16 protein-coding genes are annotated in these 12,189 nt (G+C 61.9%); 2 read left to right on the top strand and 14 right to left on the bottom strand.

Features of this window, described 5'->3' with window-relative positions; genetic code table 11:
• Window position 1 precedes the first annotated feature (1 nt).
• A complete protein-coding gene (locus tag Q5701_RS03965; protein ID WP_306753868.1) occupies window positions 2–364 on the bottom strand; it encodes a hypothetical protein in 363 nt (120 codons plus the stop codon).
• A complete protein-coding gene (locus tag Q5701_RS03960; RefSeq protein ID WP_306753867.1) occupies window positions 361–909 on the bottom strand; it encodes a hypothetical protein in 549 nt (182 codons plus the stop codon). The genes Q5701_RS03965 and Q5701_RS03960 overlap by 4 nt, the downstream gene beginning before the upstream one ends.
• 123 nt (window positions 910–1,032) lie before the next feature.
• Between Q5701_RS03960 and Q5701_RS03955 the strand changes: the two genes are divergently transcribed.
• Both Q5701_RS03955 and Q5701_RS22815 read left to right on the top strand, forming a co-directional pair.
• Entirely contained in the window at window positions 1,033–1,263 is a 231-nt protein-coding gene (locus tag Q5701_RS03955; RefSeq protein ID WP_306753866.1) for a transcriptional regulator, read from the top strand.
• Window positions 1,260–1,640 carry a Rap1a/Tai family immunity protein gene (locus Q5701_RS22815; RefSeq protein ID WP_373568614.1) on the top strand — a complete coding sequence of 127 codons (381 nt, stop codon included), beginning with the start codon at window positions 1,260–1,262 and terminating at the stop codon, window positions 1,638–1,640. The genes Q5701_RS03955 and Q5701_RS22815 overlap by 4 nt, the downstream gene beginning before the upstream one ends.
• 160 nt (window positions 1,641–1,800) lie before the next feature.
• Here Q5701_RS22815 and Q5701_RS03950 read toward each other — a convergent pair whose 3' ends face one another.
• From Q5701_RS03950 to Q5701_RS03900, 12 genes are all read right to left on the bottom strand, one after another.
• A complete protein-coding gene (locus tag Q5701_RS03950) occupies window positions 1,801–1,983 on the bottom strand; it encodes a hypothetical protein (protein WP_306753865.1) in 183 nt (60 codons plus the stop codon).
• 370 nt (window positions 1,984–2,353) lie between these two features.
• Window positions 2,354–2,626: a hypothetical protein gene (locus Q5701_RS03945; RefSeq protein WP_306753864.1), complete on the bottom strand. Its 273-nt coding sequence runs from the start codon at window positions 2,624–2,626 to the stop codon at window positions 2,354–2,356.
• A 29-nt stretch (window positions 2,627–2,655) separates the two neighbouring features.
• Window positions 2,656–3,666 carry a hypothetical protein gene (locus tag Q5701_RS03940; RefSeq protein WP_306753863.1) on the bottom strand — a complete coding sequence of 337 codons (1,011 nt, stop codon included), beginning with the start codon at window positions 3,664–3,666 and terminating at the stop codon, window positions 2,656–2,658.
• Window positions 3,650–3,961 (bottom strand): hypothetical protein, encoded by a 312-nt coding sequence (locus Q5701_RS03935; protein ID WP_306753862.1) that lies wholly within the window; start codon window positions 3,959–3,961, stop codon window positions 3,650–3,652. The genes Q5701_RS03940 and Q5701_RS03935 overlap by 17 nt, the downstream gene beginning before the upstream one ends.
• A 236-nt stretch (window positions 3,962–4,197) precedes the next feature.
• Window positions 4,198–4,641, bottom strand: coding sequence for a helix-turn-helix domain-containing protein (locus tag Q5701_RS03930; RefSeq protein WP_306753861.1), 444 nt, complete (start codon window positions 4,639–4,641; stop codon window positions 4,198–4,200).
• A gap of 432 nt (window positions 4,642–5,073) precedes the next feature.
• Window positions 5,074–5,358, bottom strand: a complete 285-nt coding sequence (locus Q5701_RS03925; RefSeq protein ID WP_306753860.1) for a transcriptional coactivator p15/PC4 family protein — start codon at window positions 5,356–5,358, stop codon at window positions 5,074–5,076.
• A 110-nt stretch (window positions 5,359–5,468) separates the two neighbouring features.
• On the bottom strand, window positions 5,469–5,651 hold the full coding sequence (locus Q5701_RS22810) for a helix-turn-helix transcriptional regulator (RefSeq protein WP_373568613.1): 183 nt from the start codon (window positions 5,649–5,651) through the stop codon (window positions 5,469–5,471).
• A 76-nt stretch (window positions 5,652–5,727) separates the two neighbouring features.
• A complete protein-coding gene (locus tag Q5701_RS03920; protein WP_306753859.1) occupies window positions 5,728–6,387 on the bottom strand; it encodes a hypothetical protein in 660 nt (219 codons plus the stop codon).
• Window positions 6,384–7,589: a tyrosine-type recombinase/integrase gene (locus Q5701_RS03915; RefSeq protein ID WP_306753858.1), complete on the bottom strand. Its 1,206-nt coding sequence runs from the start codon at window positions 7,587–7,589 to the stop codon at window positions 6,384–6,386. The genes Q5701_RS03920 and Q5701_RS03915 overlap by 4 nt, the downstream gene beginning before the upstream one ends.
• Window positions 7,590–7,782: 193 nt before the next feature.
• Complete coding sequence (locus Q5701_RS03910; RefSeq protein ID WP_306753857.1) at window positions 7,783–8,181, bottom strand: DUF2147 domain-containing protein; 399 nt, start codon at window positions 8,179–8,181, stop codon at window positions 7,783–7,785.
• Window positions 8,182–8,280: 99 nt separating this feature from the next.
• Window positions 8,281–10,698: an endopeptidase La gene (gene lon / locus Q5701_RS03905; RefSeq protein ID WP_306753856.1), complete on the bottom strand. Its 2,418-nt coding sequence runs from the start codon at window positions 10,696–10,698 to the stop codon at window positions 8,281–8,283.
• 129 nt (window positions 10,699–10,827) lie between these two features.
• The gene (locus tag Q5701_RS03900) at window positions 10,828–12,168 is read right to left on the bottom strand and encodes an ATP-binding protein (protein WP_306753855.1); all 1,341 of its coding nucleotides are present in this window, start codon (window positions 12,166–12,168) and stop codon (window positions 10,828–10,830) included.
• Window positions 12,169–12,189: the final 21 nt, after the last annotated feature.

The following is a 12,189-nucleotide window of genomic DNA, read 5'->3' as shown; positions in this document are numbered from 1 at the left end:
TCTAGCAAGCCATTCGGCGCTGCATCAGGCCGGTCAGAAATTCCCATCGCGGCCTGTCGTTCGCCTCAAGGATTTGCCAAGCAAGCCGACCCCACCAAACGCGTTCGCGTTCCTGTGCGATTGCGTCCATGCTTGGTAGGCCTGCAGAACTGACAACGATTGGGCTTTCCTGATGAGCGGTGGTCGCCTTCATGTGACCGAGCGCCATCAGCCCATCGAAGAGTTTGTTGTCTCCACGCCTATGCGCGTACCCCATCAGCATGATGATAAATTTCAGGTCGTCGTCCGCCTGTGCGACGAGGCCAAGAAAATCTTCGCTCGTTATCCCGTCGTTGCCTGCAAACCGTTGCACATACGGTGTCATGCCGCGGCTCCCTGCTGATCAAACCTGCGGTTGAAGTTGACCCACAGCATCGGCCTGATGTCGCCCAGATAGATGAAATCCAGGCTCACCCCGGAGGCGGCACAGAATTTCAGAACCTCGGCCTGCGGGGCGGCATCCTCCGCCAACAGATCAGGGGTGAGATTGTCGGGCATATCGATCCCCAGCGTGTCGGCTGCGAATTTCAACCGCCCAAGCCGGGTGGCCGGCATTGCGGGCGCCGCGCCTTGCTCCACCAGCGCCCGGGCCTCGACCCAGAACGGATCCGTCTCTGTGTCAGGGAGAGATTGCCCGATGCCCGTGAGTGCGATCGCCTTGGCAGCGAAGTCAGCGGCGCACGTGCTGGGCAGCGCCTGCATCTTGTCCTCAAGGTCCGCGATCTGGGCAGCAAAGCGCTGTCCGTCTTCATCATCGTGGCCAGACTGGATGTGACGTTCGGCTTCTTCGGTGAGGGCCTGATGCCGCCGGAACAGGCGCAGGATTTCCGTCTGAGCTTCGTCAGCCAGATTGACGGTGTGAACAGTCATGGTTTTCCCTTTCAGGTGGGTGGAGGTTAAAGGCATGGACAACGTGTATCGTCAGCATAAAATGAGGTCTGTTGATACATGTTGTCAACACTGAAAATATGCTAATGACACACGGATTTAGTGATGACCCCAGAACAGTTCAAAGCGGCAAAGGCGATCCTTGGCCTGAGCAATCCTGATCTTGCTGAGATGACGGGTCTGCACAGGAACACCGTCAACAAGCTGGACAGGGGGGAGGGCAAGGCATCTACGGTTCAGCTCGTGCGAATGACCCTAGAACAGCGCGGGGCGCAGTTCCTGGACAACGGCGATCTGGCAAATGGCCCCGGCGTAGCGCTGAAGGAAGGAAAATGAGGTGGGCTTCAATAGCTGTGGCGCTATTGGCTGTGTCCTCTGCCTATGCACAGGAACTGAGTGGGAACACCTTGTATGAGCAGTGCATTTCTCCCAAGGGGCAAGGCTTCTGCTACGGCTTTGTAACGGGCGTAAGGATGGGGATCCAAGCAGGAACCGCTTACAGCCTGACCACCTTGGGACACGCGGATGAGAGAAACGTCGTCGATCTGACGTATAGAGCAACGGGGTATTGCGCCCCGGTCAGCGGCGGCACGTTCTTTCAGTTGATGGATGTTGTGGTCGACTATCTCGCGCGCAATCCACAGGAGCGACACGAGCCTGCATTTAGCCTCGTCCACTCGGCATTGCGGGAGGCATTCCCATGCTCTCATTAGTCCCCCTGTCTGCAAACCCACCTATCAGTCGCCCTGCACAGTCAGCAGCAGCATTACGTCTGGGGCTGCGCTGGGCCGGGTTAAGCGGTTCCGGGGGTAAGGATGGCTCCCGTCCCCTTACCGCCCTCTGCGCAGCCTCTCACCACAGCAGCCGATATGCCTAAGCGGAGCGCCGGCCGCACAGTTCGGCGACTGCGACGAATTCGTCATCAGCGTCCAGTTCGTCAAGGATTGACGACACGCTGCGATCTCCGATCATCCTGTCACCGTTGCGCTCGACCCAAGTGCGTAGATCATCTGTCTGATAGGCCGCGATGGTTTCGCGCTCCTTGGGCGTGTCCACCCAGCCAGGAGCGGCAGGCATTTCAAACAATGCCTTCGTCTAGTTCCCGGCCATAGGCAGCCGCATGCCGGCGCGAAGCCTCGTATTCGGCCACTGCGGTGTCATAGTCCGCGCGCTCCAAAGCTGGTTCGACTTGTCCTCCCGGAGGCGATGGAGTGTCACCGATCTGTGCCGCAGCCTGTGCGCGGGCAGCGTTGATACGAGGGCCTATTTCCCCCATCCCGACGATGAGTGCCTGATCTGCCTCAAGAGCGGGTAGGCGGGCCTTATCCGTCACGCTGGCGCCCTGTCCTTGCAGGCCTCCGATCTCCCCCAGGTCAGCCCGCGCCCGCTGGATCCTGCTGCGGAGTTCTGAGCGGGCCTTCTTGCCCTAAGTCTGGGCGAGTTCTGCTTCCAGCCGGTCGACTTCCTGAACAGCCCCATCCCTGGTGGCAACCGTATCCGCCTCGTAGCTTGGGACGGCCTCTCCTGCCTCCGCCCTGCGGCGGCGCGCAAGGTCCAGCAAGGCGTCTCGCTGAGCAAAGGCTTCCGCGTCAATGTTGCGCGCGAAAGCGTCGATCCGGTGGACCTCTAACTGCTCCACCACAGGGCCGATGTTAGGGCGGGACGGCGCCGGGGGAAGGGCTGTTGATGCGCGGGGCAACCTCACATCTCCCCCTGCAGCGGGGGGCGTCACCAGTCGTCGAAACCAAGGGCGACACGTTCTCCAGTTGGACGCTCCACACGCAACCCCGACAGGGGCGACTGATCCGCGAAATCTTCCAGCCGCAGGTTTAGGGGCGGCGGCGTTTCGACAACCGTGTCCCGAACATACTCGAATGGGTGGCGCAGATCGGCAAGCGCGTCCTCCACGATGTCCACGTTCAGTTGCTGATCGAAGTCCGCCACGCGATCCGACGGCTTCCCTGTCCGTGTCCCCCGCCAATAGGTGATCCCCCGCGCCAGCCCCTCAACAGCGCCGCCAAAGATCGCACCGCCCGCCGCCGCATAGGCCAGCGTCATGGCAACATCAGGCTCAGGGATATCGAGCCGCTTCGCCATGTCAAACCGATCCGGCATGGTGACGCCCTCGGCCGCGACGTTCAGCATCGCCTCCCGGCCCATGATGCGGGCAAGGGAGCCGGGGGCACCTCCAGCGACAAGGAACGGCCAGTTGCGCACGTCGAGAAGATCAGCACCAAAGGCGCCGATGATTTCCGCGATCGGACGATTTGCCCCGCCTGGCATCGTGGCCAAGGTTTCAGCCAGATCGCGCCTTTCCTTTTGGAACTGGTCGTTCAGCCGCTGCTCGACCACTTCGTCAGATACGTCCGGCCCGCCCCATTCGGGATCCTTGCGCGCCTCGTCCAGAACCTGCTTGCTGAAGTTCGGGCCGAAGATGCTGGGGAGGTCCGCCAAGTCCTCGGGCATTTGGCGTTCCTGCATTCCCGCCGCCCGCGCCCGCTCGTTGAACCCCTCGACCATCTGACTAATCCGGTCTGCCCCCATGTGGCGCGCGGCCTCGACCGCAAGCATATCCCGTTGCTGGATCCTTTCGCGGCCGCGCCGAAAGTTGGCATTGGCCTGCAGCAAGCTTTGTTCCGTTGCCGCGCTGACGCCACCCCAGAAGCCTGTGAGCGGCGTATCGGTGCCGCGCGCCTTGATAGAAACGGTGCTGGGCGGGGGGTTAATGAAGAACGTCATTTGCCGCCTCCAGCATTTGGACTTTCTGCCGCAGGTCCGTCCTGATCCGCTCGAACAGCAAAGCACAGCGGGCAGGAGCTTCCATCTCGTCAAGGATCTTCGAGGCGTGACGAGGACCAAGTCCGTCGCCCATGTCGCATAAGAAGTCTCCGCCCTCGGCTATGGTCTGGCGCGCGTGAGCTATTGCCTCGGCAAGCGGCTGGTCCTTCGGCGGCTCTGTGTCTTCAGCCAAGTATCTGATGAAATCTCTGACTGGCCCCTGCGGGGTTTCATAGGTGGGGAATGTGCGTGCCATTTTTGGCTCCTTTGGGAGGTGATTGATGGGGGAAACCGGGCGAAGCCTGCCAAAGCAGGACACAAGACGCCCAAAAGACGAGGGGGGATGTGGTAAGATCTCTATAGTGTCCTAGGAACCCGGACAGGCTCAGCCTGAAAATCGGCCAAAACGTCCGGCTTATTAGGACAGGCTGTCCTAAATTGCAGGACAGGCTCGCCCAAAACGTCCGCTTTTTTAGGACGGGCCTGTCGGTTTTATAGGACAGGGTTTTGTTTTAAGGCTGCATGGCGTTTACCCTCCGCGACCGGGTAGTCATTGCCGGGAGACCACCTCTCGAACTCCTTTGATGGACGATGCTCCCCAAAGGCGCCCATTTCCGTCAGTCGCCAAGTTGTCGCCTTGCCTTCCCCATTGATGCCCAGGCAGCCTACATGGACGGCGACAATGAACCCCTTGCGTTGCAAGTCCTGGAGGGCGCGTGCGGCGGTGTCTTTGTGAACGCCCAGATACCCGGCTGCCTCCCTGACGCTACAGATCACCGCCCCGTTGCTCGCGCCATGGTGACCGGCGCGGCGCTTGATGAAGGGATACAGAGCCTTTGCAGGCGGGGTCAGGGCCTGCCATGCCTCGCAGTCCATTGTCTGATGCAGCATCGGCACGAACTGCGGCAGGGTACCAACCTTCTTCCTTTTAGCCATTGGTCGCCTCCAGCCAGTGGTTTTCGCCGTCGGACCTGATGACAGCGAAACCTGCCTCAATTAGCTCGATAGCGGCTGATACACTCTGGCGATGCGAGGGAAGGCCCTGCGCCTTTAGGCACTCAGCCACGATCCGACGCATGAGCTTGCGCGCATCAACGGACAGAACGTGGGCGTCACCTATGGGCGCACCCTTCCGTTATAGCCGTGGCTGAGGCGTATACGTAACTTTGAGGGGCGGTTTCGCGGTGGCGGACGAACCGGATGGATCCGTCACTACGTTCTTCCGTGGCCAGCTTGGCGAACGTGGCAAGCTGAACGGGCTGAAAGCATAGGGTTCGGCCTCGGTAGACGTGAACCAGTTCGCAGGGATCGGCACCCTCGGCCACCAGCTTGCGGCAATAGGACAGCAAGGCCGGTTTCACAGGAAGGTCAATCCGCATGATCGCCCCCTGAATGAACCTGGCCCAGAGCCTTTAGGACGGCCGGTAGCAAATCAGTGCGGAACGCGAGCCCTTGTTTGCCTGGTCGCATCTCCCCTGCATCGTCGCGATACCAGACGCGAAAGTTGATGATGTCCCGCCCTTTGAAGTGTTCCGCTGTGATGCGGATCACCTCGCGGCTGTTTTTCGGGATCGCTCCAAGTTCAATCGGGCGCCCCTCCGAAACCCCCTGGGGGCTGGGTGCTGTTACGTTTGAAGATCTGGGATGAGCCATTGCTCTTGCCTTCTTCGTTGCAGGCAAGGGCGCTGGGCATTATGTTCCAAGGTGTTCGATGCCCTGGATAGCAATACCGCCGCCGCCCTTATGCCCGAGGGTGGCGGTTCTTATTCAGCGGGGGCGAACAGCGCTTCGATGTCAACGCGGCGCCAACGAGTGGAGCCGCCTACCCGAACTGGACGGGGTAGCTGCTCCTTTCTCACCTGCCTCCATACGGTGCTGACACCTAAGCTCAGCATCGCAGCCACATCGCGGACGGTCAGAAGTTCAGGACGGTTGTGGGTTTGCATGGGCACTCTCCATATCGGTGCCCACACCATCTCTCGATTAATGCCATCTCGGCCAAATGGAACAATTCAAAGAAGACTACCGCAATTTTTCGGATTGAGCGGCAGCAAAATCAAAGATCGAGGGGCCCCACCTGCGTTCATTCATCGCCCCGAGAAGGATCCCGTTCACATCTGCCTGTTGAACTGCAATTTGGCATTGGTGAGCAACATCACCGACTTGGATGCCTAAGATCTTAAGGATGCGACCCACTGTCCGACAAAACTCTCCCGTGGCCTCGCTATGTCGCTCTGCATGCCTGCCGTATCCTGGCGTTTCTCCGTAGGCGAGAACCCAGATTTCTGCACATGCCGCCGCCACTGATTGCGCTGAGGCAAGAGGCTTCCGCCCTCTCTTGCCTTCAGGTCCGACGTCATGCTTTGCGGCCTCAAGTGCCAGTGCGAAGCCCGGCTCAAGCGCCTCTAGTGCTGATTGGAGCTTGAGAAGGTTGGGCTCCCCTCCCCAATCAAGCATTTGCATAGACCCAGGGGACAATGCTGCAGTAGCGGACTGCAATTTCTGAACCGCTTTGCGAAATCTTAACAGCCGCTTGACCTCTTCCTTCCGCTGATCCGTTGTTGGAATTTGGGCTGACTTAAGAACTTGGGCAATCAATGCTTGGGCTCGCATTGGTGACTTAGCCAACGCTTGCTGGAGACCTATCTTTTTCAACTCAGCAACTACTTGATCCCGCTTCACGCCCTGACAAGCTCCACAACCTGGCCAGCCGCACCGGTGACAAAGCGGCCCCAAGCATCCATGAGCCCGCGGCGCCGTTCGAGAAGATCCGACCGCGCATAGGATTGTTCGACGGCGTTGCCCGTTGCATGGCTCAGGCAGGCCTCGGCAACCTCCCGTGGGGCGTGGGCGCTCTCGCTGGCCCAATCTCGGAATGAGGACCGAAAACCATGGGTCACGAAGCCATTGCGCTCCATCCGCGCAAAGAGCGACTTGAACACCATGTCGGAAAGCGGCTTCCCGCCCGCTGTATGGCTGCGCTGGGGCGAGGGAAAGCAATAAATGGGGTCCATACCCCTAACCCCCTCAAGTACGGCCAGCGCAGCCTCTGAGAGCGGCACTCGATGCGGCTTCTTCCGCTTCATTCGTTCGGCCGGCACGGTCCAGACCTTTTGCGCGAAGTCGATTTCCTCCCAGCGCGCCCCACGGGCCTCGCCAGATCGCGCAGCGGTCAGGATGATGAATTCCAAGCACCGGGCAGATATTCCCTCGCGGCCTGCCAGATCGGCCATGAAGTCCGGAACCTCGCGCCAGGGCAGCGCCGCCATGTGGACCTTCGATCGCTCCACCCTTGGCAACGCCTTCTCAATGCCGGTGACAGGATTGCCTGAGGTCAGGAAGCCCTTGCCCTTTGCCCAATCCATGACCGTGCTGAGGCGCTGCTTGAGCCGCTTTGCTGTCTCGGGCGTCGTGGTCCAGATCGGCGAGAGGATCTCCAGCACATCGCCGCTGGTGATTGTGTCGATCGGCCGTGAACCAATCTTCGGGACAGCATAGGCTTCAACCGTCGCTAGCCAGGTTTCCGCGTGCTTCTTGTTCCGCCAGGTAGGCAATAGCGCCTCATGGACGGACTTCGCCGCATCGTGGAAAGACGGGATGCCCTTGGAGCGCTTGCGTTCTGCAAGAGGATCGCCCCCTTGCCGGGCTGACTTGCGGTGAGTGCGGGCTAGGTCGCGCGCCTCGGCAAGCCCCACCACGTTTACCGAACCAAGACCCATTTCGCGGCGCTTTCCGTGAACGAGCGTGCGGAGGATCCATGACTTGGCGCCTGTGGGTCCGATCCGCAGATAAAGGCCAGGAGTATCATCGTCGGAATACATGCCGGGCTGCTTGAGGGCGGCAATCGACTTCACCGATAGCTTAGGCATATCCTGTCCCACCATTTGTCCCGCCAACAATGGTGGGACAGGATGAAATGGATTGCAACAGACTGATACAGGTTTCGCCTAAAAGTGCAGGTATTGCTGGATAAACTGGAACGGGATGGAACTGCGCGGCACAGGAGTTAGGTGGACCTTGGCTCCACCAAAATCATCCCGTATTTCCAAGCGTTCGGCCTGCGCCGCGCGATGGTGTTTACCTCACCCGCTGCCACGTCCCGGCATTGCGGCAGATCATCATCACGCATCCCCCGACATCCAGAAGATCCCCTCGCAGCGTCAAGCGCGCCGTATAGCCGCGTCCGGTTTCCGGGTTGATGATGCGTCCCTTGCCATAGGTGCCGCCGCCTGTGGGCAGGACATCGGCCAGGATGGACGCACCCAGGTCACTGGCCGCGACCGCCTGACCCGCCGCGTTGAATGTGCGAACCACGGTGCCGCACAGGCCCTCCCCGCAGGGGAGGATTTCGACATGGCCGAAGCCGCCATCCTTGCCGGGCTGGGTGCGCCAGGTGCCGGCCAGGGGATCGGCAGCCCAGGCCTGGGCGGCGGACAAGGCCAGTGTGGCAAGGGCAAGGGCGACAGCAGGTTTCATCGGATGACCATGGTGTAACGGTTAGGACGGAAGGCGCAATTCAGGGGTCGGCAGATCCAATGAAAACAGGGCCGGTGTTACCCGGCCCTGCTGGATCGCTTAATGTGCGACGGCCCCACCGGCAGATCGGTCGTCGCGCATGGCGGCAGTCCTTGCGGCCTCGGCGGCTTCCTCGGCGGCCTCGTCCCATTCAACGGGTTCTGGCATCCGCACCAGGGCGTGCTTCAGCACCTCGCGGACGTTGCTGACCGGGATGATGGTCAGGCCGGTCTTCACGTTGTCCGGGATCTCGGCCAGATCCTTTTCGTTGTCGGCCGGAATCATCACCGTCTTGATGCCCCCGCGCAATGCCGCCAGCAGCTTTTCCTTCAAGCCGCCGATGGCCAGCACGTTGCCGCGCAGCGTTACCTCGCCCGTCATGGCCACGTCCTTGCGGACCGGGATGCCGGTCATCACCGACACGACGCTGGTCACCATGGCAATGCCCGCCGACGGTCCGTCCTTGGGCGTCGCCCCTTCCGGCACGTGGACGTGGATGTCGCGCTTGTCGAATTCCGGGGGCTTCACCCCGATTTCCGGCGAGATCGAACGAACGAAGCTGGATGCCGCGTCGATCGATTCCTTCATCACGTCGCCCAGCTTCCCGGTCGTCTTCATCCGGCCCTTGCCCGGCAGGCGCAGCGCCTCGATCTGCAGAAGGTCACCCCCGACCGAGGTCCAGGCCAGGCCCGTCACCACGCCGATCTGGTCCTCTTTCTCGGCCAGGCCGTAACGATGGCGGCGCACGCCCAGGTATTCCTCGGCCTTGGCGGCATCGACCGTCACGGACTTGACCTGACCCTTCAGGATCTCGGTCACGGCTTTGCGGGCCAGCTTGGCGATCTCGCGTTCCAGCGAACGCACCCCGGCTTCCCGCGTGTAATAGCGGACCATGTGGGTCAGCGCGTCGTCCGTCACCTCGAATTCGCCCTTGCGCAACCCGTTCGCCGCGATCTGCTTGGGCAGCAGGTGCTGGCGCGCGATCTCGCGCTTTTCGTCCTCGGTATAGCCGGACAGGCTGATGATCTCCATCCGGTCCAGCAGCGGCCCCGGCATATTGTAGCTGTTGGCCGTGGTCACGAACATCACGTTCGACAGGTCGTATTCCACTTCCAGATAGTGGTCCACGAAGGTCGCGTTCTGTTCGGGATCCAGCACCTCGAGCATCGCGCTTGCAGGATCGCCGCGGAAGTCCTGGCCCATCTTGTCGATCTCATCCAGCAGGATGAGCGGGTTGGTCGTCTTGGCCTTTTTCAGGGCTTGGATGATCTTGCCCGGCATCGAGCCGATATAGGTCCGGCGGTGGCCGCGGATTTCCGATTCGTCACGCACGCCGCCCAGCGAAATGCGGATGAACTCGCGTCCCGTCGCCTTGGCGACCGAACGGCCGAGCGAGGTCTTGCCGACGCCCGGAGGGCCGACGAGGCACAGGATCGGGCCTTTCAGCTTCTGGCTGCGGGTCTGCACGGCCAGGTATTCGACGATCCGTTCCTTGACCTTTTCCAGGCCATAGTGATCGGCGTCCAGCACCTTTTCGGCGGCGACCAGATCCTTGCGGGTGCGCGACTTCACGCCCCAGGGCAGCGACAGCAGCCAGTCGAGGTAGTTGCGGCTGACCGTGGCCTCGGCCGACATCGGAGACATCGACTTGAGCTTCTTCAGCTCGGCATCCGCCTTGTCGCGGGCTTCCTTGCTGAACTTGGTCTTGGCGATCTTTTCCTCAAGCTCGGCAATCTCGTTCTGGCCGTCCTCGCCGTCGCCCAATTCCTTCTGAATGGCCTTCATCTGCTCATTCAGGTAATACTCGCGCTGCGTCTTTTCCATCTGGGTCTTGACGCGGGACTTGATCTTCTTTTCCACCTGCAGGACGGACATTTCGCCCTGCATATGGGAATAGACCTTTTCCAGACGCTCGGCCACGTCCAGCGTGTCCAGCAAATCCTGCTTGCGGTCCAGGGCAATGCCCATGTGGCCCGCGACCAGGTCGGCCAGCTTGCCGGGCTCCTTCGCCTCGGCCACGGCGGAGACGACCTCCTCGGGGATGTTCTTGCGGACCTTGACGTAACGCTCGAACTCCTCGGCCACGGTGCGGACAAGGGCGGTCACGGTGGCGGAATCGCCGGGCGTTTCGTCCAGGATAATGGCGGTCGCTTCGAAGTGATCGTCGTTTGGGACAAATTCGGTGATCTGGACGCGTTCGCGCCCTTCCACCAGCACCTTGACGGTGCCGTCGGGCAGCTTCAGCAGTTGCAGCACATTGGCCAGCACACCGGCGCGAAAGATGCCGTCTTCCGCGGGTTCATCGACCGAAGCGTCCTTTTGCGCGGCAAGCAGGATCGGGCTGTCGGATTCCATCACGGCTTCCAAGGCGCGGACCGATTTTTCGCGGCCCACGAATAGCGGAACGATCATGTGCGGAAAGACCACGATGTCGCGCAGCGGCAGCACCGGATAGGTCGAAGATGCGAATTCGTTCATTAGGCGTTCCTTTCTGCCCGAAGCCGTGGCCCCGTCATGGCGGCACACGGCCCCTGCGTTTCGTCAATCTAGGGCTGTGGCCCCCCGCATTCAATATGACGCGCAAAATGCCCGCTATTTCCGCCCGGCCTATCGCGGGATGACGATTTCGGCCCGCAGCCCGCCCAGCCGCTGCCCCCGGCCCAGCCGCAACTGTCCGCCATGGGCGCGGGCGACATCCGCGGCAATCGCCAGGCCAAGACCCGCGCCCCCGCCTTGCCCGCGTGCCGGATCCAGGCGGGTAAAGGGCCGCATCGCCGCATCCACGCTGTCGTCGGGGATGCCGGGGCCGTCATCCTCGACCCCGATGCGCAGGCTGCGCGGACCAAGGGTCGCATCCAGTTCGGCGCGGGTGCCGTATCGCGCGGCATTGCCCAGCAGGTTTTCCAGGGCGCGGCGCAGCGTGTCGGGGCGGAACGTCGCGCGCCCCGCCCGGTCGCCGTCCAGGCTGCGCAGCGTCACCCGCTGGCCCGCCCGCTGCGCATCGGCCACGATGGCGTCCATGAACTCGGCAACCGGAGTCGGCTCGGGCGGGCTGTCCTGCGCATCGTTGCGGGCATAATCCAGAAAGGCATCGACCATGCGGTTCATTTCCGCGATGTCGGCCTCCATCGCCCCGATTTCCTCGTCATCCACCGGCTGGTCAGAGGACATCATCGACAGGCCAAGCCGCAGCCGGGTCAGGGGCGTGCGCAGGTCGTGGCTGATCCCAGACAGCATCAGCTTGCGCTGCTCGTTCTGGCGTTCCAGCCGGTTGCGCATATCCAGAAAGGCCGTGCCGGCGCTGCGCACCTCGGACGCGCCGGACGGGCGATAGGGCGCCATCCGGCCCTTGCCGTATTCTTCTGCCGCCTCGGCCAGGCGGCGGATCGGGCGCAACTGGTTGCGCAGGAACACCGTGGCGATCCCGGTCATCAGCAGCGAGGTGAAGACCATCAGCACCAGTAGTTGATGCGGGTTGGACGCGCTGACCCTGCGTCGGTCGAAGGCCAGCGTATAGGGACCGGCCGCGCCGTCCACCGTGACGATCACCCGCTTGTCGTCGCTTGCCAGATCGATGGCGCGGATATTGCCCAGCGTTTCGCGCAAGACCTCGATCACCACGCGCCCCGAGAAGTCATAGAAAAGGCGGCTGTCGCCCTCGGGGCTGCCCGTGGGCATACCGATGGTCACTTCCAGAGGCACGGCGATTTCGCAGCCCGCATCCCGCTGGCCGCCCGCGCGGTCGATTCGTGCCGCGACAAAGGCCAGCTCGCGCGCCATGCTGGTGGTCATCTGCCGGGTCACGCCTTCGAAATGGCGTTGCAGGAACATGACGCTGACCACCAGCATGACGACCACGACCGGCAGGAACAGGATCAGGGCCGCGCGCCCGTAAAGCCCGCGCGGCAGAAACCCCTTGAGCCAGCCGCCCTCTGCCTGGTTTGCCATGGAAACCCCTGCCTGTCGTGC

Source organism: Paracoccus actinidiae, from assembly GCF_030863885.1.
GTDB lineage: Bacteria > Pseudomonadota > Alphaproteobacteria > Rhodobacterales > Rhodobacteraceae > Paracoccus > Paracoccus everestensis.
This window is presented reverse-complemented; position numbering and strand designations above follow the sequence as displayed.

Excerpts from the sequence above, each read along its gene's own strand:
- Q5701_RS03910 (WP_306753857.1), bottom strand. The coding sequence starts at position 8,181 with ATGAAACCTGCTGTCGCCCTTGCCCTTGCCACACTGGCCTTGTCCGCC.
- Q5701_RS03930 (WP_306753861.1), bottom strand. The coding sequence starts at position 4,641 with ATGGCTAAAAGGAAGAAGGTTGGTACCCTGCCGCAGTTCGTGCCGATG.
- Q5701_RS03935 (WP_306753862.1), bottom strand. The coding sequence starts at position 3,961 with ATGGCACGCACATTCCCCACCTATGAAACCCCGCAGGGGCCAGTCAGA.
- Q5701_RS03915 (WP_306753858.1), bottom strand. The coding sequence starts at position 7,589 with ATGGTGGGACAGGATATGCCTAAGCTATCGGTGAAGTCGATTGCCGCC.
- Q5701_RS03925 (WP_306753860.1), bottom strand. The coding sequence starts at position 5,358 with ATGGCTCATCCCAGATCTTCAAACGTAACAGCACCCAGCCCCCAGGGG.
- Q5701_RS03955 (WP_306753866.1), top strand. The coding sequence starts at position 1,033 with ATGACCCCAGAACAGTTCAAAGCGGCAAAGGCGATCCTTGGCCTGAGC.
- Q5701_RS22810 (WP_373568613.1), bottom strand. The coding sequence starts at position 5,651 with ATGCAAACCCACAACCGTCCTGAACTTCTGACCGTCCGCGATGTGGCT.
- Q5701_RS03960 (WP_306753867.1), bottom strand. The coding sequence starts at position 909 with ATGACTGTTCACACCGTCAATCTGGCTGACGAAGCTCAGACGGAAATC.
- Q5701_RS22815 (WP_373568614.1), top strand. The coding sequence starts at position 1,260 with ATGAGGTGGGCTTCAATAGCTGTGGCGCTATTGGCTGTGTCCTCTGCC.
- Q5701_RS03965 (WP_306753868.1), bottom strand. The coding sequence starts at position 364 with ATGACACCGTATGTGCAACGGTTTGCAGGCAACGACGGGATAACGAGC.
- Q5701_RS03900 (WP_306753855.1), bottom strand. The coding sequence starts at position 12,168 with ATGGCAAACCAGGCAGAGGGCGGCTGGCTCAAGGGGTTTCTGCCGCGC.
- lon (WP_306753856.1), bottom strand. The coding sequence starts at position 10,698 with ATGAACGAATTCGCATCTTCGACCTATCCGGTGCTGCCGCTGCGCGAC.
- Q5701_RS03940 (WP_306753863.1), bottom strand. The coding sequence starts at position 3,666 with ATGACGTTCTTCATTAACCCCCCGCCCAGCACCGTTTCTATCAAGGCG.